This is a genomic window from Streptomyces sp. NTH33, assembly GCF_003236365.1.
Lineage (GTDB): Bacteria > Actinomycetota > Actinomycetes > Streptomycetales > Streptomycetaceae > Streptomyces.
On record NZ_POTZ01000094.1, the window covers coordinates 1 to 18,868 of the forward strand.

The 18,868-nt window shown below is 69.3% G+C and carries 22 protein-coding genes and 1 pseudogene; 19 read left to right on the forward strand and 4 right to left on the reverse strand.

All coding sequences use genetic code 11. The annotated features are described in order from the left end of the window. Nucleotides 1-879, forward strand: an 879-nt coding sequence (locus C1I97_RS12390) for a flavin reductase family protein (protein ID WP_111003274.1), incomplete at its 5' end; no start/stop codon positions are given. 51 nt (nt 880-930) lie between these two features. Then, on the forward strand, nt 931-1,986 hold the full coding sequence (locus C1I97_RS12395; RefSeq protein WP_111003275.1) for a fatty acid desaturase family protein: 1,056 nt from the start codon (nt 931-933) through the stop codon (nt 1,984-1,986). A 205-nt stretch (nt 1,987-2,191) separates the two neighbouring features. Here the strand turns inward: C1I97_RS12395 and C1I97_RS12400 are convergent, their stop codons facing one another. Then, entirely contained in the window at nt 2,192-2,521 is a 330-nt protein-coding gene (locus C1I97_RS12400) for a hypothetical protein (RefSeq protein WP_181446691.1), read from the reverse strand. Between the two features lie 122 nt (nt 2,522-2,643). Here C1I97_RS12400 and C1I97_RS12405 point away from each other — a divergent pair, with 122 nt between their 5' ends. Continuing rightward, on the forward strand, nt 2,644-4,350 hold the full coding sequence (locus C1I97_RS12405; RefSeq protein ID WP_258382534.1) for a SpoIIE family protein phosphatase: 1,707 nt from the start codon (nt 2,644-2,646) through the stop codon (nt 4,348-4,350). A 40-nt stretch (nt 4,351-4,390) separates the two neighbouring features. On the opposite strand, the gene C1I97_RS12410 is transcribed toward C1I97_RS12405, so the two are convergent. Continuing rightward, nucleotides 4,391-5,062 (reverse strand): hypothetical protein, encoded by a 672-nt coding sequence (locus C1I97_RS12410; RefSeq protein WP_111003287.1) that lies wholly within the window; start codon nt 5,060-5,062, stop codon nt 4,391-4,393. 220 nt (nt 5,063-5,282) lie between these two features. Here C1I97_RS12410 and C1I97_RS39840 point away from each other — a divergent pair, with 220 nt between their 5' ends. The 4 genes and pseudogenes from C1I97_RS39840 (at nt 5,283) to C1I97_RS12425 (ending at nt 6,724) form a co-directional block, all read left to right on the forward strand. Next, nucleotides 5,283-5,420, forward strand: coding sequence for a hypothetical protein (locus tag C1I97_RS39840; RefSeq protein ID WP_181446693.1), 138 nt, complete (start codon nt 5,283-5,285; stop codon nt 5,418-5,420). 106 nt (nt 5,421-5,526) lie between these two features. Further along, complete coding sequence (locus C1I97_RS12415; RefSeq protein WP_111003288.1) at nt 5,527-5,997, forward strand: DUF5994 family protein; 471 nt, start codon at nt 5,527-5,529, stop codon at nt 5,995-5,997. Nucleotides 5,998-6,002: 5 nt separating this feature from the next. Next, nucleotides 6,003-6,362 (forward strand): annotated as a pseudogene (locus C1I97_RS12420) (DEAD/DEAH box helicase); the annotation flags it as partial. A gap of 65 nt (nt 6,363-6,427) precedes the next feature. Then, entirely contained in the window at nt 6,428-6,724 is a 297-nt protein-coding gene (locus tag C1I97_RS12425; RefSeq protein WP_146608196.1) for an STAS domain-containing protein, read from the forward strand. Between the two features lie 86 nt (nt 6,725-6,810). Here C1I97_RS12425 and C1I97_RS42475 read toward each other — a convergent pair whose 3' ends face one another. Next, nucleotides 6,811-7,308: a hypothetical protein gene (locus tag C1I97_RS42475; RefSeq protein ID WP_309147799.1), complete on the reverse strand. Its 498-nt coding sequence runs from the start codon at nt 7,306-7,308 to the stop codon at nt 6,811-6,813. A gap of 519 nt (nt 7,309-7,827) precedes the next feature. On the opposite strand from C1I97_RS42475, the gene C1I97_RS12435 reads away from it, so the two are divergent. From C1I97_RS12435 to C1I97_RS12455, 5 genes are all read left to right on the forward strand, one after another. Then, complete coding sequence (locus C1I97_RS12435) at nt 7,828-8,031, forward strand: cold-shock protein (RefSeq protein ID WP_007379522.1); 204 nt, start codon at nt 7,828-7,830, stop codon at nt 8,029-8,031. An 89-nt stretch (nt 8,032-8,120) separates the two neighbouring features. Further along, nucleotides 8,121-8,402 (forward strand): hypothetical protein, encoded by a 282-nt coding sequence (locus tag C1I97_RS12440; protein WP_146608197.1) that lies wholly within the window; start codon nt 8,121-8,123, stop codon nt 8,400-8,402. Nucleotides 8,403-9,360: 958 nt separating this feature from the next. Beyond that, entirely contained in the window at nt 9,361-10,497 is a 1,137-nt protein-coding gene (locus tag C1I97_RS39240) for a hypothetical protein (protein WP_146608198.1), read from the forward strand. A gap of 386 nt (nt 10,498-10,883) precedes the next feature. Then, entirely contained in the window at nt 10,884-12,119 is a 1,236-nt protein-coding gene (locus tag C1I97_RS12450) for a helix-turn-helix domain-containing protein (RefSeq protein ID WP_111003278.1), read from the forward strand. After that, nucleotides 12,101-12,679 (forward strand): flavoprotein, encoded by a 579-nt coding sequence (locus C1I97_RS12455; protein ID WP_111003279.1) that lies wholly within the window; start codon nt 12,101-12,103, stop codon nt 12,677-12,679. Before C1I97_RS12450 ends, C1I97_RS12455 begins: the two co-directional genes overlap by 19 nt. 216 nt (nt 12,680-12,895) lie before the next feature. Here the strand turns inward: C1I97_RS12455 and C1I97_RS12460 are convergent, their stop codons facing one another. Then, on the reverse strand, nt 12,896-13,291 hold the full coding sequence (locus C1I97_RS12460) for a GntR family transcriptional regulator (RefSeq protein WP_111003280.1): 396 nt from the start codon (nt 13,289-13,291) through the stop codon (nt 12,896-12,898). Nucleotides 13,292-13,455: 164 nt separating this feature from the next. On the opposite strand from C1I97_RS12460, the gene C1I97_RS12465 reads away from it, so the two are divergent. The 7 genes from C1I97_RS12465 to C1I97_RS12495 all read left to right on the forward strand — a co-directional run bounded on the left by C1I97_RS12465 (nt 13,456) and on the right by C1I97_RS12495 (nt 18,721). Further along, on the forward strand, nt 13,456-13,755 hold the full coding sequence (locus tag C1I97_RS12465) for a hypothetical protein (protein WP_111003281.1): 300 nt from the start codon (nt 13,456-13,458) through the stop codon (nt 13,753-13,755). Beyond that, nucleotides 13,752-14,744, forward strand: a complete 993-nt coding sequence (locus C1I97_RS12470; protein WP_258382535.1) for a DUF2637 domain-containing protein — start codon at nt 13,752-13,754, stop codon at nt 14,742-14,744. The genes C1I97_RS12465 and C1I97_RS12470 overlap by 4 nt, the downstream gene beginning before the upstream one ends. Continuing rightward, nucleotides 14,741-15,391 carry a GGDEF domain-containing protein gene (locus C1I97_RS12475; protein ID WP_111003282.1) on the forward strand — a complete coding sequence of 217 codons (651 nt, stop codon included), beginning with the start codon at nt 14,741-14,743 and terminating at the stop codon, nt 15,389-15,391. The genes C1I97_RS12470 and C1I97_RS12475 overlap by 4 nt, the downstream gene beginning before the upstream one ends. Beyond that, nucleotides 15,391-15,774 carry an RRQRL motif-containing zinc-binding protein gene (locus tag C1I97_RS12480; RefSeq protein WP_111003283.1) on the forward strand — a complete coding sequence of 128 codons (384 nt, stop codon included), beginning with the start codon at nt 15,391-15,393 and terminating at the stop codon, nt 15,772-15,774. The genes C1I97_RS12475 and C1I97_RS12480 overlap by 1 nt, the downstream gene beginning before the upstream one ends. 76 nt (nt 15,775-15,850) lie before the next feature. After that, complete coding sequence (locus C1I97_RS12485; protein ID WP_181446694.1) at nt 15,851-18,106, forward strand: cell division protein FtsK; 2,256 nt, start codon at nt 15,851-15,853, stop codon at nt 18,104-18,106. 139 nt (nt 18,107-18,245) lie between these two features. After that, nucleotides 18,246-18,497, forward strand: a complete 252-nt coding sequence (locus C1I97_RS12490; protein ID WP_111003284.1) for a hypothetical protein — start codon at nt 18,246-18,248, stop codon at nt 18,495-18,497. A 35-nt stretch (nt 18,498-18,532) separates the two neighbouring features. Beyond that, on the forward strand, nt 18,533-18,721 hold the full coding sequence (locus tag C1I97_RS12495) for a hypothetical protein (RefSeq protein ID WP_111003285.1): 189 nt from the start codon (nt 18,533-18,535) through the stop codon (nt 18,719-18,721). The last annotated feature ends 147 nt before the right edge of the window (nt 18,722-18,868 follow it).

Here is an 18,868-nt window from a genome sequence, read left to right on the forward strand (position 1 = left end):
GGGCAGTACGTGTCAGTGGGGGTGGGCATCGACGGCGTACTGCACTGGCGGACGTACTCGATCACGACCCCGCCGGACGGCTCCGGGCGTTTCGTGATCACCGTACGGGCGATCCCGGACGGGCGGGTGTCGCCGTACTTGGCGCACCGGGTCCGGCCCGGGGAAACGCTGCGCCTCGGTCCCGTCCAGGGGGACTTCGTGCTGCCCGGCCCGCCGCCGGCGCGCCTGCTGTTCCTGACCGGCGGTATCGGCATCACTCCCGTGGTGGCCATGCTGCGCGCGCTCGCCGGGCGCACGGGCCGCCGCCCGGACACCGTGCTGGTGCACAGCGCGCCGGACACCGACCTAGTGGTCTTCGGCGGTGAGCTCCGGGCCATGGCCGCCCGCGAGAGCTGGTTCACGCTGTACGAACACCACACCCGCCGGGAAGAGCGGCTGGACCGGGTGCGCCTGGACGCGTTGTGTCCTGACTGGGCGGAACGCGAGACCTGGGCCTGCGGCCCGGAAGGGCTCCTCGCGTTCGCCGAGCGAGCCTGGCGCGACGCGGATGCCCGGCGCCGACTGCATCTGGAGCGGTTCCGGCCGCCGTCACCGGCCGCGCCCGGCAGTGGACCGGGCGGGCATGGTGGGCGGGTGCGCTTCACCCGCAGCGGTGTCGAGACGGACGCCGACTCCGTCACGCCCCTGCTGGACGTGGGCGAGGCGGCGGGTGTCGTCATGCCCAGCGGCTGCCGTATGGGCATCTGCCACAGCTGCGTCAGCCGACTGTCCGCCGGCCGGGTCCGCGACCTGCGGACCGGCGACGTACACGGCGAGCCGGGCGATCTGATCCAGACCTGCGTGTCGGCCGCCTGTGGACCCGTGCACCTCGATCTGTAGAGCCAAACTGACGGGCCTTTGAGGAATGGAATTCAAGAAAGGGGAGGAACAGTGGCCGCTGCGCTCGCTCTCGCGCAGCCCGAAGCCGACGCCTTCGGGCAGGAACTGGACCGCATCCGCGCCGAGGTGCTGGCCGAGCGCGGCGCCGAGGACGCCCGCTACATCCGTACCCTCATCACCGTGCACCGCGCCCTGGAAGCCGGTGGCCGGGCCACACTGGCCGTATCCCTGCTGCCGCCCGCCTGGCTGGCCGGAACGGCGATGCTCACCACCGCCAAGATCCTGGAGAACATGGAGCTGGGCCACAACATCCTGCACGGACAGTGGGACTGGATGCGCGACCCTGCTGTCCACTCCACCACCTGGGAGTGGGACTTCCCCACCCCGGCCGCCGCCTGGAAACACACCCACAACAACCTGCACCACACCTGGACCAACGTCGTGGGCCGGGATCGGGACCTGGGCTACGTCGCCATGCGGATGAGCGCGGACCAGCCCTGGCACCCCGTCCATCTCCTCCAGCCCCTTTACGGCGGGCCGTTGCTGGCACCGCTGTTCGAGTGGGCCATCGCGCTGTACGACCTGGAGCCCGAGGCAGTCGTCCAGGGCCGCAAGTCCGGGCGCGCGTTCCTGGGCGACCTCGCCGGGATGGCCCGCAAGGCGGCACGGCAGTTCACCAAGGACTACGTCCTCTTCCCGCTGCTGGCCGGCCCGTCCGCACTGCCCTGCCTGCTCGGCAACCTCACCGCCAACGTGACCCGCAACATCTGGGCGCACACCGTCATCTTCTGCGGCCACTTCCCCGCCGGCGCGGAATCCTTCACCGAGGACGAGATCGAGGGCGAGTCGCGCGGCCAGTGGTATGTACGGCAGGCACTCGGCTCGGCGAACATCGACGGCGGCCCTCTCCTGCACATCTTCACCGGCAACCTCAGCCACCAGATCGAGCACCACCTCTTCCCCGACCTGCCCAGCAACCGCTACGCCCAGATCGCTCCCCGAGTGCGCAAGCTGTGCGAGAAGTACGGCATCCCTTACACCACCGGCCCGCTGCCGCGCCAGTACGCCTCCACCTGGGCCCGCATCTGGCGCTTGGCGATCCCGTAACACCCCCCGTACCAGCCGGTTCGCCGACGCACGGGGGCTGTGGCCCGCACCCGGGCCCGCCGCCTGTCGGTCCGCGCCGGGCGGTCACCGGGGCGCTCCGTCTCCGGTTTCGCCTCCTCTTCTGGTTCATCCGCTGCGGGACGGGTGCGGCGCTCGGCCCGGCACGCAGCAGTCGGGGTCGTCGTGTGGCCGTCGCGTGTGGCGCTCATGCTGTGTGGTGCCGGGCGACGATACGGGCGACCGTGACGGTGACGGTGGCCGCTTCCGGGGCGCCGTGTGCGGCGAGGTGGGAGATGACAGCGGCCCGTACCTGGTTGTGGACGTTCCGGGCGGTGTCCAACGCCCTGTGGCCTTCGGCCAGGACGCAGCACACCTCGATGTGCCATCCCGGGCCGTCCGGCGCCCGGTCGGTGCGGACGCCCGCCTCGGACTGGATGCGTTCAGCTGTTGTCTCCGCCGAAGGCAGCCGTACGCCGCCGACCGGCTCGGCGACGACCACTACCCGTACCCGTCGTACACCATGGGCAGTAGGCAAGGACGCCGAGCTGACCGGTGCCAAGTCGGTGGAGCATCGATCCACTGGTGTGTCAGTCCGCCGATGCGCCCGCGGTCTTCGGCGAGGGTTTCCATGACTGGAGGGGCGGCGTGGTGGAGGGTGTGGGAGATGAGGGGCAGTGGTGGTCGGCGGCCGAGCCGGGTTTCTGGCAGCAGGTCGTCGGGCAGCTGGGCACGGCCCTGCTCGTGGTGGACCCCGCCGGACGGATTCTCGCGGTCAACCCGGCCGCCGAGCGGCTGCTGGGCCGCGCCGCCGCGGCGATGCGCGGGGAGGACGCACACGACCTGCTGCACCGGGATGCGCACGGCGGCAGGATCCCCCGGGAGCAGTGCCCGCTGCTGCGGGCCGTGGCCGAGAGGGCCGAGGCGCGGGGGGAAGGCGACATCTGTCTGCGCGGTGACGGTCGCCTGATCGGGATCTCCTGGTCCGCTTCTCCCCTGACGGACGACGGCGCCTTCATGGGCATGGCCGTGCTGTTCACCGACGCCGTCGGCGACCGCAGCGCGCGTCGGGAGCGTGCGGCCTATACACGTGCTCTGGAGGACCTCACCGAGCGGCTGACGCTGGTCGCGGAGATCACCGACGTGCTCGGTCAGACGCTGGAGACCGATGAGGCCCTCGCCCGGCTGGGCCGCCTGCTGGTTCCCCGCCTCGCCGACTGGGCGGCGGTGGACCTCCGGGTCGGTTCCGGACAGGTCCACCGTGTGGCGGTGACGGGTCCCGAGGGCCGGGACGCCGCACAGGAGGACTGGCGCGAGCGCCTTCCCGAGGCCGGGGAGGAGGCCCGCTCTCCTCTGGTCCAGGTGCTGAATGGCGGTGATCCCGTCCTGCAGCGCGAGGCGGACGTGGCCGCACCGACCGCCTCTGCCCTGGCCGCCGTCCACGGCGGCTTCCTGCGGGCCGCCGGCGCGACGTCCGCCGTCACGGTGCCGCTGGGCGCCCGGCGGCAGATCACCGGCGCCCTGACGCTGGTGCGCACGGACCCGGCGCACCCCTTCGACACCGACGACCTGAAAGTGGTGAGCGACATCGGCCGCCGGGTCGGCCTGGTCATCGACAACGCCCGCCGCTTCGGCCGCCAGCGCGCCGTCGCCGAGGCCATGCAGCGCAACCTGCTCGCGCCACTGCCCCAGCCCGGCCGCCTGCGGCTGGCCGCCCGCTACCAGCCGGCCCCGGCCGGCTCCCAGGTCGGTGGCGACTGGTACGACGCGTTCGAGCGGAAGGACGGCACGCTCGCGCTGGTCATCGGCGACGTCGTGGGCCACGACCTGACCGCGGCGGCCGGCATGGCGCAACTGCACGGCATCCTGCGCTCACTGGCCTGGGACCACACCGGCCCGCCCGGCGCCGTCGTCGACCGCCTCGACGACGCCATGTCCGCCATCACCACCGTCCCCATGGCCACCCTCGTCCTCGCCCTCCTCGAAGGCAGCCCGCACACCGGCCCATGGACGCTGCGGTGGACCAGCGCGGGGCATCCGCCGCCCCTCCTGCTGACCCAGGACGGACAGGCGCGGTACCTCGAAGCGGGACAGGGACTCCTCCTCGGCGCCCCTCCGGGCACCGGCGCCGGCCGGCCGAGCGCCGCGCAATCCCTGCCACCGGGCTCCACCCTGCTGCTCTACACCGACGGCCTGATCGAAATCCCCGGCAGCGACCTGGACACCGGCCTCGCCCGTCTGCGCCGCCACGCCCTCGCTCTCGCCCACGAACCGCTGGACACGCTGTGCGACCGACTGCCCGCTCGCATGCCGCCCGGCAGCACCGACGACGTGGCCCTCCTCGCCCTGCGCCTGCCATCGCCGTGAGAGCCGTGACAGCGTGACGCGGGACGTGGTGCTCAGGTGCTCAGGTCTCGAGGACCAGGACGCGGAACGGGCCGAGCGGGGCCGTCCGAGGTGTGTCGCCTTCGATGTACCGCCACCCCCAGGACCGCAGCGCCTCGACGGTTCTGTGGTCGGAGCGGTTCACCAGCGTGACGGCGACGGCGGCACCGTGGTCGGTGAGCAGCCGTTTCTGCAGGCGCCGGGCGAGGTTCCAGGCACGGTTCTGGTTCTGCCTGCGTACGCGGGACGGAACGTGGATCCCGGAGATCACGAAGAGGCGTCCGGAGGCGGCGAGACGGAGCAGCCTCCCCGGAAGGTGTCCCTCGAAGCCCTCCCACCAGGGACCGTCGCCGCGTACGGGGAAGCCGTAGGCGCATCCGGTCAGCGCGGTGGTCTCCGCGATCAACAACTCGAATCCCGGTCGCCGTACGTCGGCCGCCAGCCGCCGCAGGAAGGCGCCGCGGGCCTGGTTCCACGCCCAGGGGCCGCCGCCGGACGTTTCCGCGTACAGATCGCCCAGTTCCTGCAGATGGTCCTCGATCTGACGCCGGGTCAGCGTGCGGACGCGTTGCCCCTCCCGGGGCGAGGAGCCTCGTTCCGGCCTCGACGGGCCGGGCTTCCGCGTACCGCGCCGGTCCGGGCCGGCGGGCCGCCCAAGGAGTTCTGTGGTCGTCGGCGAAACCGGCACGTTCATGGTCATGAGGCAAGCCCTGCCCCGGGCACGGGCGGATCCGGCCCGGCGTCGTCGGTCGCCGAGAGCGGCACCGGTGTCGGCGCGCGACATGCCCTCGGTGCATCCACCGTACTCCCGGGGCCGCGCCCCCCTGGTGGACCGACGATGGCCGAGAACGCCGGGACGGGTACGGCGGTGCCGTCCGCTCCCCATCGGACGGGGGCGCCCGGGAGTACGGTGGATGCACCGAGGGCATGTCGCACGCCGGGTCCTGCTCGCCCCCGGCCACGGCCGCTGGGACCTGCAGGTCGTGCTGCCCAACACCACCGAGGAGGCGGCCGAACCGCTCACGACCGTCGCGCTGAGCGACCGCGCCTGACGCCGGCAGGAGTAGCGTGGACGCGAGGAAGCAGGATGCCCTCCTCGGCAGCCGCTCCACCACCGGCAACAGCGGCCTGCCGCACCCGAACAGGCAGGTGAGCGCAATGCCCGACTCCGATTACCCGCCTCCGGCAGGACTTCTGGCGGACGGTGCGCGCGAGTCCGTGCGCCCCGGAACGGCACTCCTGCGGCTCACGGCCACCCACGACCGCCAAGGCATCCTCGACGGTGCGTGGTGGCCCCGTTCCAGGAATCTCACCGCCGAACTGCCCGGCCTGATCAGCGCGCTGACCGAGCTCCTCGGGCCGATCACACGGATCGGCCTCGACTCCGCGGCCTGGGACGAAATGCCGACGCGGATGATCATCGACGACCGTGTGGTGCACATCGACGTCTTCTCCGTGGGCGACGACACCGCGCTCGTGACCCGAGGGGACCAGGACCACTTCTCCCTGCTCGTGGTCCCACCGGACACGCCCCCCGAGGCGGCGCGGGCCGCGGTGGCAGAAGCGGTCCGTTCCGACAACTCCAAGCCGGCCGAGCAGATCCTGATCGACACCGGCACGGACAGGTGACTCCGGCACTGACAGCGGGTCGGCGCGCCGAGCCACGGCAGCAGCTGGCCCTCGTTCTCGTGCCCACCCGGGAGCTCGCCCAGCAGGTCACCGACGCGCTCACTCCTACGCCCGTGCTGTGAAGCTGCGGCTGGCCACCGTCGTCGGCGGAATGTCGATCGGCAACAGGCCGGTGCGCTGCGCGCGGGCGCGGAGGTCGTCGTCGCGACGCCGGGACGGCTCAAGGACCTCATCGAGCGTGGCGACTGCCGACCTGGCGACATCGATGCCACCGTCCTCGACGAGGCGACCAGATGGCCGACATGGGCTTCATGCCCCAGGTCACCGCGCTGCTCGACCAGGTGCGTCCCCAGGGACAGCGGATGTCGTAGCGCCGGGTCATGAAAGCACCTCTCCGTCCACGGGTGGTGCTGTGCCGCTGAGATGCCCAATGAGTGGGCATCCGGTGCGTTGCTGGGCGCAGGCTGGCGCGTCAGGTGGGCGATCCAGCCGTGACGTCGAGGCCGCGGGCGGCGACCAGCCGGGCGCTTTAGGTTTGTCGTTCTCGGATTCGACGGGACTGAACGTGCTGCTGTCGGCCCGGCGGCAGGCGGAGGGCGCAGGGGTGGTGATGGTGCTGGCGTGCATGCCGCAGTTGCTGCTCCAGCGGTTCGCCCTCACCAGCGCTGACACGGTCCTGCGTACTTACACCACGGTGGCGGAAGCGGAAGCCTCCTTTGCGGGCTGAGCGCAACCGTCGGTCGGTCCGGCTTTCGGTGTCCGATGCGGCTGTCGGCTGCACCACCTGCTGGGCGCCGGCGATCCCCATCCCGGTCAGGCTGCTGCCGGAACCCTGCCTGACGTGGATGGAGTTGTGGCCCTCAGACGATCGCAGGGCCGGTCGTCTGCCCAGGGGAATCCCGAGACAACGGCTGCGGCGACATCCCCTGCATCGTGCGGGCGGTACGTGTCGGCGACGCACCGGCTGACCGCCGGGCTCCTGCGTCGGTTCGCGCAACATGCGGTGATCGAGAGCCTGTTCCGGCCGCCCTGGACACAGTGCGGCCAGCCCCACAAGACCTGACCCTCGCGCAGTTCCGCCAGGTCTTCGTGGAGCGGTTTGGCCAGCAGGATGACATCGCAGTCGGCGATGAGTTCCTCGCGCGTGCGGAAGCCTGCGACGAGCGGGGCGAGCCGGCTGTCTGGGACGCCGAAATGCTCTCCGTAGTTTTCCTGGAGGTAGATGCGCCTGCGGAGACCGGCGTAGATGCGGTCGAAATGAGCGGGGTGAACGGGCAGACGATGCTCGTTTTCTTTGCGGGTCTGCGACATGGTTCCGAGCGTGAGCTGCTGCAAAATGCCCCTTTGGATGCGCCCTGTTAAGCACACCGGGGCAATCCGGCAGCCGGTCGCGACGGGCGGGGCCAGGGGCGAGTTTCTGGCGTCCTGGGCTGCCACGGCGCAGGCGGTGCCTGCCGAGCTCGATTCCGCAAGCTGACCCGGCTTCCCGTAGGGAAGGTCCGGTGCCCGGCATCGCGTGCGCCGGGCACGCTGTCACCTGTGCGGATGCCGTTGGGGCCCTGCTGGTACCCCTCACAGGGCGGACTCCCACGTCGTCGCGGCCGGCCGCATCCTTCGCGAGGCGACATGCGGAACGCTGGCCCTGGCGCGTTTTCGCTAGCGGCTGCCGTCAGGCCGATATAGCGTTGTGATCAGCAGTCGTGGTTCCGAAGTCCCGTTCGCCCGTGATCGCCATCACGGGCGTTCTTGCGTTCAGCGCCTCTCCGGACCAGGGCGATCACCTCCCGGGCGCGCAGGGCGCGGGCCCGGTTTCCCTCGAAGGAGACGGTCATGGCCAAGGGCACTGTCAAGTGGTTCAACAGCGAGAAGGGCTTCGGCTTCATCGAGCAGGAGGGCGGCGGCCCCGACGTCTTCGCCCACTACTCCAACATCGCCGCCCAGGGTTTCCGCGAGCTGCAGGAGGGCCAGAAGGTCGAGTTCGACGTCACCCAGGGCCAGAAGGGCCCGCAGGCGGAGAACATTCGCCCCGCCTGATCGCGCCGTCCTGATGATGCCCGGCGTCCCGACTGCGGAACGCCGGGCATCAGTCGAGGCTCACCCACAGGCTGTGAATGATGCGCGGATTGCGAGCAAGTAGCGTGGTGTGCCCCGTCGCCGAGACCACGCGCCCCCTGGCCGCGGCCGACGAAGTCGCCCGCCTCACCCAGCGTTCCCTGCGCGCCGCCGAACTGGCCGTCGGGCGCCCCCGCTCTCAGGCCGAGCGCGCCGAGCGGGCTCATGATGTCTATGAGCCAGAAAACCGCCTGGTCGCCCGCACCCTGGACAGCTGCTGGCAGACGCGCCTGGCCGAACTGGCCGAGGTCGAGCAGGCCCTGCGACGGGACCGTGGTGGCACAGGTCCTTGAGAGGAACGGCGTGGCATGTCCTGAGGGCAGACAGTCGCGACGCTGTGTGGGTTGAAGGACCGGGATGAGCTCAGCCAGCGAGAGTCCGACAAAATAAACACCGCTTCTCGGGCACACGGCTATTCAGGCCACCATGGTCCTGAGTGTCATACGGGTCTCGGAGTCGGCAGATTCATGCCGCCGGGCGTAAAGAGCAACGACCCACCAGACCGTTGGCGTTTCTGTGTGCTGTCGGCCACATTTGGGCAGGTCAGGTGCCGTTCTCGGGCAAGAAGCGAGGCTTGCCTCCAGGTCCGTGCCGGGGTCGGAATTTCGTCGCGAGTCTGGCCCTCGGACGCTTCGCGAAGCGTCCTTGACCTGCATAAATGCGTCAACAGGTGAGGCTGGTCGCGTCGTTCGGGTTGCCACGGGGCCGAAAAAGGGCAACGGTCAAAAGACCGTGTGCGTTTTGACGTGAACGCAAAAACTCCTGACCTGTATTTCTGCAGGTCAGGAGTTCTGTTCCGGAGTGCCCCCGGCAGGATTCGAACCTGCGCACACGGCTCCGGAGTGATTGCGCCGATCGAGCCGTGCATCCCCTCTGACCTGCGCGGGAGCCAGTCCGTTGTGGTACGGAGACACACAGTGTGTCGGAGCTGTGTCGCAGGAGCCCTCAGTTGGCCGCGGCCGGGACTGCGCCGGCCGCTCTTCCCGTGCGGTCTTGCTCCGTGATCGCGCGGCCGGACAGACTTGCTGCGGTGGCAGCCGACCATTGGTGGAGTGATGAGCACGGGCACGCGTGACGTACTGGGAGTCGTGGGCACGGCTACTGATGGTGTGGAAGTGCTGTGTACCGGCTTGGTCGAGCTCGCAATAACACAGAGGCTAGAGTCGCCACCATGTCCCGGCGGCGGAGCGATACTCACGGGTTAGATGCGTACCGCAAGCGCCGTTGAATTCGAAGTGGATAGAGGAGTCGATGGCGGACTACCGCGCCTACATCACAGACGCCACCGGCTCTGTGGAAGAGGTGCCACCCGAGAAGCTCACGGGGGTCGAAGGGTTCCTTGACTCCTGGCAGCAGTCACCCGAGACTCCTCAGGAGTTCAATGCCAAAGGCTGGCAGGGCTGCGATGATCGCCACCCAGCGGGCAGTGGGAAGCCCGCCTACCGCGTGGTTTACAAGACCCTCCGGCTCGTTCCGTATCCGGCACTGGAGATGGTTTGGCCGAATCTGCGGGTACGCTTTTGTAACGGCGATGTGCAGCGCGGGGGCATGCGTGTTCCGACAGCAATGAAGGGACGTACCGCACGGCATCACATCATTCCCGAGTTTGGGCGTGTATTTGAAGGACCCAACGGAAGCACGTATCTACCGTGCCCGGATCTGAACCTGGCTGTCTCAGGCTGGGAGGATGATCTCAAAGCCGTTTCTTTCGTCGAGATCATCTACGTCATCGACGACGCAGGCACAGATGACTACGAGGACCTGATGGTCAAGGGTCGCCAAGGCCTGGCGTCTTTGAAGACGCTGCTAGACCTACGGATCGGCCCCCGCCTGCTCGCCATCCCCATAACCGAAGAGGTCGGAGAAACCTTCGAGGACTGGCACTGGAACCGACGGATCGATACCGGGTTATTCTCCGCCGAGTCTCAGGCTGTGCTCCGGCATCTCGAAGCAAAGGCGTTGGCTGCAGATGTGTCGCCGCTAATCGAAAGGAACCAAGCCCTCGACTCTGACGAGCGCCGCCGCATCACACTGGCATGTCAGTGGTATTGGCGTGCTGATGCAGAGACTGACCAGACGGTGCGCTTCATTGCATGGTGGCTGGTGGTGGAGAGCCTTGAGATGGTCAGGACGACGGACATCAGGCCGGTCCGAACCCGTCTTGCTGATCTCCTTGCCATTCCTGAGGACGTCTGGCGCGGACCCGTGGGAAAGCTGTTTGGACTGCGTAGCAAGGTGGTTCATGGAGAAATCTGGGAAGTACCAGAAGGCCAGAACCGGCTTGTGGAATCGCTTGCTCGGACTCTCCTATGCGGACGACTGCTCGGAGAGGTGCCGGACGATGTTCGGCAAGCCCTGCTGGCAGCCGCACAAATTTCAATCAGGTAGGGAAAGTTCCGAACCCTGCTGTGTACCCCTCGTGAGCCAGAGCAGATCGGAAGTCGCCTCCGGCTCCTACGTCCATTGGAGAGGTCGGCTTCGCCGACGGGCTGTAACACCCCCTGCGTGTTGCAGCCGTCTGTGACCGGACAGCCCGGACAGCGGCACTTTGGGCTGTCCGGGCTGTTTGTGCAAGTGAGAGCCCTAACCGGACAGCCGGACAGTACGGACACCTCCCAGCGCGGTTCCATCAGACCCGGACAATCCGTCCGGGTCCGCTCCTGCTCAGTGCCGCACGCTGGTCATTGGCGGTAAGGGCTGAGATCACTTACTCCTTCCCCGCCGTGTCGGTACCGTGAAAGACGCCCCTACTCAGCAGCGGGAGGCAACACCACATGCGTGGTCTTGGAGATCATCTCAGCATCGGCGAGCGCATCGCGTTCTACCGGAAGCGCCGCGGCTACACGCAAGAGGTGCTGGCCGGTCTGGTCGGTCGTAGCACTGACTGGCTCGCGAAGATCGAGACGGGACGTCGGAAGCCGCCCCGTATCGACATGCTTGCGGAGCTGTCGCGCACCCTGCGCGTGCCTCTCGGGGATCTGCTCGGTCAGACCGTGCTCATGGAAGACGAGCGGCAACAGGACGATGTCCCCGCCGTACGTGATGCCCTCATGAGCCCGCGTCGGCTCTCGCGTCTGCTCTTCGGCCCCGAAGCTGAGACCCAGCTTCCGACACCTGCCCCTGTGGCTGTGCGTGTCGAGCAGGCATGGAACGACTATCAGGGCGGACGGCTCGGCAGCGTGATCGCAGCCTTGCCGGCGCTTCTTCAGACCGCACAGGAACTGGAGGACCGAGCGGCGCGCCGAGGCGATGACCGTGGCGACTGCTGGGCAGTGTCAGCCCGTACGCACCACCTTGCGGCTACGACTCTTGCGAAGATCGGCGAGTCGGACATCTCATGGCTTGCTGCCGAGCGCGCGATGCGAGCCGCTGACGAGTCGGACGACCCGCTCGTGTTGGCGTCGGCTGCGCGATCCGGCACGCATGCCTTGCTCGCCAACGGGCGCTATGACGATGCGCTGGAGCTGGGCAACACGGCAGCTACGTGGCTGTCGGCTCAGGTGACCGACAGCAACCCGGCGGCGCTCAGCCTTCTGGGCATGATCCACCTGCGTGCCGCCGTCGCGGCGGCACGGCATCAGGACCGGCCCACCGCAACGGCGCTACTGGACCGCGCCGAAGAACTCGCGGATGACCTCGGGTCGGATGGGAACTACTGGCAGACCGGGTTCGGGCCGACGAACGTACTGCTCCATCGCCTGTCCATTGAGCTGGACCTCGACAACGTCTCGTACGTGGCGGAACACGGCCGGATCAACGTCGACCACATGCCGCAGGAGCGCAGCGTCTCGCACCGTATCGACTTCGCCCGTGCTTTGTCCCTCGCTGGACAGGGGGATGAAGCGTTCACGGAGCTACGTACAGCTGAGCGGACATCGCCGCAGCTCGTACGCAACAATCCGAGGGTGCGCGAGACGCTGCGAGACCTGATCAAGCAGTCTCCCGTGACCGGCGGTTCGCGTTCGTCCGAGGTGTTCGTGATGGCTCAGCGATGCAGGGCGGTGCAGTGAGTTCAGGCAAGCGCGGGGTGCTCGGTGTGGTCGGGTCGGCAGCCGGAGGCGTTGAGGCTCTGCGTACCGGTCTTGTCGAGCCCGCGATGGACCGAGGATGGCAGGTGGCCGTCACTCTCACGCCGACCGCAGGTAAGTGGCTGCGGATGATCGGCGAGGTTGAGCGGCTGGAGAAGCTCACCGGCCTGCCTGTGCGTGACGAACCGCGTCTCCCCGGAGAGGACCGACCGCATCCGCCGGTTGACTGCTACGTGGTTGCTCCCGCGTCGGCCAACACGGTCGCCAAGCTCGCGACCGGCCTCATGGACAACCAGGCGCTGACACAGGTTGGCGAGGCCATCGGCACCCTCGGTCTGCCGGTTGTCCTCTTCCCCCGGGTGAACGCGGCGCACGCTCGCCACCCTGCGTGGCAGGGCCACGTCGACGCCCTTCGGGCCGGGGGAGTGCACGTCGTCTACGGCCCGGACGTCTGGCCGCTGTACGAACCGAGGGAAGCGCCGGCGGGGCGCGAACTCCCGTGGGCCGCAGTGCTCGACGCCGTGGAGGAAGCCACTCGGTGACGAGGCGTCAACCTGCTTGACCTGCAAGGAAAGAGGACCCGGACAGTCTGTCCGGGTCCTCTTTCGTTTCCGGCCGCATGCTCATTGGCATGTCAGGGATCAATGAGCGGAGCGGCGAGTTGGGAGGCCTGACTCCCACGGAACTTGCCTTGATTGAAGCGAGTCTGAGCGAGGCGCGCGCCACGGTCGAACGACTGCTACGGCGAGCGGACGAACTTACGGCGAGGGTGGGGTCTCGTCGCCGACAAGCTGTTCAAGGCGGTCCAGTCGCTCACCGAGCAGGCGAAGAGCGTCATGAATCGAGCTGAGTTCTGCTGCCAGTGCGGTGAACGCGGGACTACTGCCCGGCTCGGTACCGAGCGGCACCGACGGGTCTCGGACGAACGTCCCGCGACCCTGCTGGGTGAGAACCAGTCCCTCGTCACGGAGCTGGCCGTAGGCGCTCTGCACGGTCATGAGCTGCACGCCAAGGTCTTTGGCGAGCTTGCGAGCCGCAGGGAGCCGGTCTCCCGGATCGTACTTGCGGTTCGGGCCCGTGATCTTCTCGCGAAAATCCGCGGCGATCTCCTTGGCTGTGGGCGTCTGCTTGGGCGCTTCTGGACTCTGCTCCATGGGTTCGAGAGTAGCTGGACCTAGGTCAATCTCTACGCCTCCGCCCGACCCTCTTGACAGTCAGATTGACATAGGTCAATCTGAAACCTCCGCGGCGGCGGGACTCCCCAGCAAGGTCGCCCGTCGCTGCGGTTCTCCCTGCTCCTTCGACTCAGGAGAGCACCATGCGCACGTACGTCGGCCATCAACAGGCCGTATCCGCTGAGGACTTCGTGGAGTTGGCCCTTGGCACCCCGGTTGAGTTGTGGCTCGGGGTCGAGGGCGAGACGGACGAGGAGCGTGCGGCCCGCCTGGACGCGGCGCGCGACATCCTCGCCGACCCCGAGTACAGCAACCTGCCGGACGACGTGGCCCGCATCGCCGCCGAGGTGATCGAGGCGCACGCCCCGGAGCTGTTCAACGTCGTTCCGCTGGCGAGCCCGGCGAGGCGCCGCCGGTCCTCCCGGAAGGGAGCGGCGGCATGACGACCGCAACCGAGACGGCGCGGCCCACGGTGCCGCCGCTGACGAAGCCGGAGATGGGCCTTGCCGGATTAGGCGCGTTGGCCGCGGCCGGGGTTGGCGCCCTGGGGCTGATCGCCTCGTTCGACGCGGTCTCCTCTGCCGCCGCCCGTTGGGGCTTCGGCGCGCCGTGGATGCTGCCGGTCGGCATCGACGTGGCCATTCCGGTGTTCACCGTGGCCAACCTGCTGCTGATCCGGATGGACATGGCGTTGGCATGGGTGCGGTTCGTGCCCTGGGCGCTGACGCTGGTCACGTGCGGGCTGAACGTCGCCGCCGGGCACACGCTGTGGGCCAAGGTCGCACACGGCACGATGCCCCTGCTGTGGGTGGTGTTCTCCGAGATCGGCGCCCACGTCTACGCCGTCCGGATCGGCGCCGCCACCGGCAGGCGGATGGAGAAGGTGCGGTTCTCCCGCTGGATGCTCGCCCCGCTGTCGACGTTCGCCCTGTGGCGGCGGATGACGCTGTGGGAGATCACCTCCTACTCCGAGGCACTAAAGCGGGAGCGTGAGCGGCAGCTGGCCCGCGCCCGGCTGCGCGAGCGGCACGGCCGGCGGTGGCGGTCAAAGACCCCGCGCCCGGAACGGGTGCTGCTGAAGCTGGGCGAGCTGGCCCCGGCGAGCGAGGACGTCCCGCCCGTGCCGCAGCAGCAGACAGAGAAGCCGAAGCCGGAGGCGCCCAAGACGCCGCGCAAGCGCCCGGCCAGCACCAAGGGCAAGGCCAAGACTGCCAAGGCGCCGCGTACCCCGGCGGAACTGCTCGCCGAGGCACGCGAGGCCACGGCCGACTGGGCCGATGACGCGATCAACGCGGAAGCCATCCGGACCACGCTGCACTGCTCGGCTGGCAACTCCCGTGTGCTGCGCGACCTGTTGCTGAGCGAGCGGGCCGAGGGGCGCCGCCTGCACTCCGTCGACGGCGACGAGAGGACCGAGGAGGCGGCGGCATGAACACCGTGTTGACCATGCTGGCCGCGGCGGCGCCGGTCGCCTCCGGCTGGACGGCGCACACGCTGTGGCTACGGAGGCGCCTGAACGTCGCCCGCCGTGACCCGCTGACCGGGCTGCGGACGCGCGAGGCGTTCACCCGTCGCGCCACGGCTCTGCTGCGGGACCCCCGGGCGGTCGTGGTACTGGCCGACGTCGACCGCTTCAAGCAGATCAACGACACCTTCGGGCATGCGGCCGGGGACGCGCTGTTGAAGGCGACCGCGGACCGGCTCGCCCACCACGTCGGCCGCTCCGGGGTGGCCGGGCGGCTCGGAGGCGATGAGTTCGCCGCCGTCCTGATCGACGACCACGGCACCGCCTCCGACCTGCTCGCCGTGCTGCATGGCGTGCTCGCCCGCCCGGTCGACGGCCAGGACCCGGCCGTACACACCACGGTCTCGCTCGGCTGGGTGCGCGCTGCGGACTTCCCCGGCGACGACCTGTCCGCTCTGCTGCGGCGGGCGGATGAGGCGATGTACGCGGCCAAGCAGACCCGTGCCGGAACCCGCCGTGCTGGGCTGGGGCGGCTGTTCGCCACCATCACCGGACGTCGCGCCGGCCGCGCCGGGGCGCGCACCGATGCCCTGGTCGTGGGGGTGGCTGCCTGATGACCGCCTACGGCAAGTGCTTCGACCCGTCCGGCGCCCGGTTCGGGGTCCCCACGTACCCGTGGCGATTCGCCCCGGACGGCTACGCCACCCGCCGTCAGCTGCGTGCGGCCGGGCTTCGACCGGGCGGACAGCCGGTCGCCGCACAGGTGATGCGCCGCCACCGGGGCCGCAAGGCCAGGGTGCAGGTCGCCTACCTCTACCGCGTCGACCACGCGAAGCCGGTGCGGCCGATGACCTCCCGCAAGTGGGGTGCGCTCGCCCTGGCGATGCTCGCCCGCCGCACCTGCCCGCAGTGCCGGATCACCTACAGCTACTGCATCCCGACCTCGCTCGGGGTGTGCCTCCTCTGCGCCTATCCCGAGGAACAGCGCGCCGCCTGACCTGTACGGGGCCCGGTCCCAAACCGACCAAAGCAGCGGCCGGGCCCCGCATCCTCCCAGAGAGAAGGAACCCTCAGTGAAACATCCCGACGACGACAACGAACTCTTCAACCGGCTCGAAGCCGAGATGGCCGCCGACTCCGACGGCGCCGTGGTCGACCTGGGCAAGGCCCGGTCGGCCCGCACCGAGTCGGCCGACCGCGCGCCCGACGCGTCGCCCGATTCCAGGCCCGACCGGTCGGGCGACCCGCAGCCGCCCGAGTCGGCCGACCCGGGCGAGGGGGAGTCGGGCGACTCCGGCCCGACCCTGGTCGACCGTCCGGCGCCGACTCAGTCGGGCCCCGGGCTGATCGACCGCATCCGCGACTCCAAGCGGCTGGACATCCTCCCGGCGTGGGTGAAGTCGGGCCCGGAATTCGCCGACGCGATGCGGTGGCTGGCCGGGCACGTCTGGCACACCATCGCCTTCCACGCGGTCCGCGTGCCGTTCCTGTACGTGCCCAAGCTCATCTGGCGCTCGCCGCGCGGCCTGGCCAACACCCTGACCCGCGTGGGCCGCTGGGCCGTTGACGCGGAGGGCGAGCCGCTGCGGCAAGCCGAGGCGCGCAGGGAGAACTCCGAGCTCTACCTGAAGCTCTCGCGGCAGCGCGACCGGCGGGTGCGGCTGCGGATGCTCCTGACCATCCTCGGTGCCCTGGCCGCCCTGGCCATGGGCCTGTTCCTGGTCTACGGAGCCGAGCCGCACACGCAGGTCATCGCCGCCACGCTCACCGTGCTGACACTGGGCTGGCTGGGAGCGCCGGCGGATGCGCCGCTGGCTACCCGCGCCGTCATCAAGACCGAGGTGCAGAAGCTCACCAGCGACATCGTGGTCAAGGCCATGGCGTCCATCGGCATCGGCCAGATCACCAGTGCCGTGGCCAAGGGCCAGGACGGCATCAAGTTCGTCGCCCCGATCACCCGCGAGGGCCCGGGCTGGCGCGCGGACATCGACCTGCCGCTCGGAGTGACCGTCGCCGACGTGGCCGACCGGCGCGCCCGACTCGCCTCCGGCCTGCGCCGTCCGCTCGGCTGCGTGTGGCCCGACGCCGACCCCAACGAGCACGAGGGGCGCCTCATCCTCTGGGTGGGGGACCGGGACCTGTCCAAGACCGGACTCGTCAAGTGGCCGCTCGCCAACGCCCGCAAGCACGACATCTTCAAGCGAATCCCGTTCGGCATCGACCCGCGCGGCCGGGCTCAGTCCGTACCGATGATCCAGCACAACATCCTGATTGGCTCGCTGCCCGGCCAGGGCAAGACCGCCTCCGTGCGCGTGCTGGCCTGCGGCGCCGCCATGGACCCGTCCGTCGAACTGTGGCTGCATGAGAACAAGGGCACCGGCGACCTGGACTCCCTCGAATGCGTCTCGCACCGGTTCGTCTCCGGCATCGACGACGACTCGATCAAGTACGCGGCCGACTCCCTGAAGCTGCTGCGCGAGGAAGTCATGCGCCGCGCGGCTGCGATCAAGAAGCTGCCGCGGGACCTGTGCCCGGACAAGCGCATCACCCGGCAGATCGCCGACAAGCGCTCACTCAAGCTGTGGCCGCTCGTGGGCGTGTTCGACGAGTGCCAGAACCTGTTCGCGCACCCCAAGTACGGCAAACAGGCAGGTGACGACGCCGAGTTCATCATCAAGCTCGGTCGCGCCCTGGGCGTGATCCTCGTCCTGGCCACGCAGCGCCCGGACAAAGACTCGCTCCCGACCGGCATCAGCGGCAACGTGTCCATCCGCTTCGCCCTCAAGGTCGCCGGGCAGGTCGAGAACGACATGATCCTCGGGACGTCCGCGTACAAGAACGGCGTACGCGCCACCTCGTTCCGCCCGGAGATCGACGCCGGTAACGGCTACCTCGCCGGCGCCACCGCGCTGCCGGTCGTGGTGCGCACCGCCTACCTGGACGACCACGCCACCCACGCCATTGCCCAGCGTGCCTACGCCCTGCGCAAGGCCGAGGGCACCCTGTCCGGCCACGCGCTCGGAGAGGACCCCGAGGCCGTGACCGGCCCCTCGTACGACCTGCTCGCCGACGTCGCCGCGGTCGTGCCGCCGTCGGAAGAGCGGGTGTGGAACGAGCGGATCGCCGCCCGGCTCGCCGAGCTGCGGCCGGAGGTCTACGGCGGCTGGAAGGGCGAGAACGTCACCAGCGCACTCAAGCCGCACGGCATCAAGACCCGCGACGTGGCCGGGACCACCGACGATGGCACCCGCACCACCCGCCGCGGCATCGTCCGCGCCGACCTCACGAAGACGATTGCGGAGCGTGACGAAAAGCGAGGCGCCGCCTAGACCTGGACGGTGCTACCGGTAGCACCTCGCCCTGCTACCGGTAGCACCCCCGCTAGCACCCCGAACAGTGTCTGATCTGCGGTCTAGCGCATAGCACCCCACCTGCGAAAACCCCGAAAACCGCCTGGAAGGGCCTCTCATGACCCCCATCGCCTTTGCTGTCGCCTGTCTGTTCGTCATCACGCTCGGTTACGTCGGAATGTGTGCGGCCAGCCCGTTCGGCACCTGCCGCAAGTGCAACGGCTTCGGCTTCGCCATGGAAACCGACCGCAAGGGACGGCCCAAGCGCGGCAAGAGCTGCCGCCGCTGCAAGGCCACCGGCAAGCGCATACGCGCCGGCCGCTGGCTCTTCAACCGAGCCCAGCGGATCTACCGCGAAGGCACCCACTGACCACCCGCCCACCCCGCCAAAGGGAGGTTCCGCCCGTGGCCGTCACCGTCTCGCTCGTGGCCCTGTTCGGACTCGTCCTGTTCTTCCTGCTGCGCTCCAAGTCCCTCAGCTATGGCGCCGCGTTCACCGCCGCCGGGTTCGGCTTCTTCCTCGCCTCCACCGGCGTCGCCGGACCCATCAACCAGCTCGCCGCCGCCGTCATCGACGCCATCCAGCATCTGTGAGGAGTACCGCTGTGAACGAACCGCCCCTGCCCGCCCTCGCGCACGACGTGTCCACCGAGCCGTACGCGCCTGCCCCGGCCGCGGTCGAACTGGCCGCAGAGCGCGGGCCGGTGGTGTGGGTGCCCGACGCCTACGGGCGCATGGTCC

Excerpts from the sequence above, each read along its gene's own strand:
- C1I97_RS12465 (WP_111003281.1), top strand. The coding sequence starts at position 13,456 with ATGCGCACGTACGTCGGCCATCAACAGGCCGTATCCGCTGAGGACTTC.
- C1I97_RS12460 (WP_111003280.1), bottom strand. The coding sequence starts at position 13,291 with ATGGAGCAGAGTCCAGAAGCGCCCAAGCAGACGCCCACAGCCAAGGAG.
- C1I97_RS12480 (WP_111003283.1), top strand. The coding sequence starts at position 15,391 with ATGACCGCCTACGGCAAGTGCTTCGACCCGTCCGGCGCCCGGTTCGGG.
- C1I97_RS12410 (WP_111003287.1), bottom strand. The coding sequence starts at position 5,062 with ATGAACGTGCCGGTTTCGCCGACGACCACAGAACTCCTTGGGCGGCCC.
- C1I97_RS39240 (WP_146608198.1), top strand. The coding sequence starts at position 9,361 with ATGGCGGACTACCGCGCCTACATCACAGACGCCACCGGCTCTGTGGAA.
- C1I97_RS39840 (WP_181446693.1), top strand. The coding sequence starts at position 5,283 with ATGCACCGAGGGCATGTCGCACGCCGGGTCCTGCTCGCCCCCGGCCAC.
- C1I97_RS12425 (WP_146608196.1), top strand. The coding sequence starts at position 6,428 with ATGAGTGGGCATCCGGTGCGTTGCTGGGCGCAGGCTGGCGCGTCAGGT.
- C1I97_RS12475 (WP_111003282.1), top strand. The coding sequence starts at position 14,741 with ATGAACACCGTGTTGACCATGCTGGCCGCGGCGGCGCCGGTCGCCTCC.
- C1I97_RS12435 (WP_007379522.1), top strand. The coding sequence starts at position 7,828 with ATGGCCAAGGGCACTGTCAAGTGGTTCAACAGCGAGAAGGGCTTCGGC.
- C1I97_RS42475 (WP_309147799.1), bottom strand. The coding sequence starts at position 7,308 with ATGTCGCAGACCCGCAAAGAAAACGAGCATCGTCTGCCCGTTCACCCC.
- C1I97_RS12490 (WP_111003284.1), top strand. The coding sequence starts at position 18,246 with ATGACCCCCATCGCCTTTGCTGTCGCCTGTCTGTTCGTCATCACGCTC.
- C1I97_RS12455 (WP_111003279.1), top strand. The coding sequence starts at position 12,101 with ATGCAGGGCGGTGCAGTGAGTTCAGGCAAGCGCGGGGTGCTCGGTGTG.
- C1I97_RS12470 (WP_258382535.1), top strand. The coding sequence starts at position 13,752 with ATGACGACCGCAACCGAGACGGCGCGGCCCACGGTGCCGCCGCTGACG.
- C1I97_RS12415 (WP_111003288.1), top strand. The coding sequence starts at position 5,527 with ATGCCCGACTCCGATTACCCGCCTCCGGCAGGACTTCTGGCGGACGGT.
- C1I97_RS12450 (WP_111003278.1), top strand. The coding sequence starts at position 10,884 with ATGCGTGGTCTTGGAGATCATCTCAGCATCGGCGAGCGCATCGCGTTC.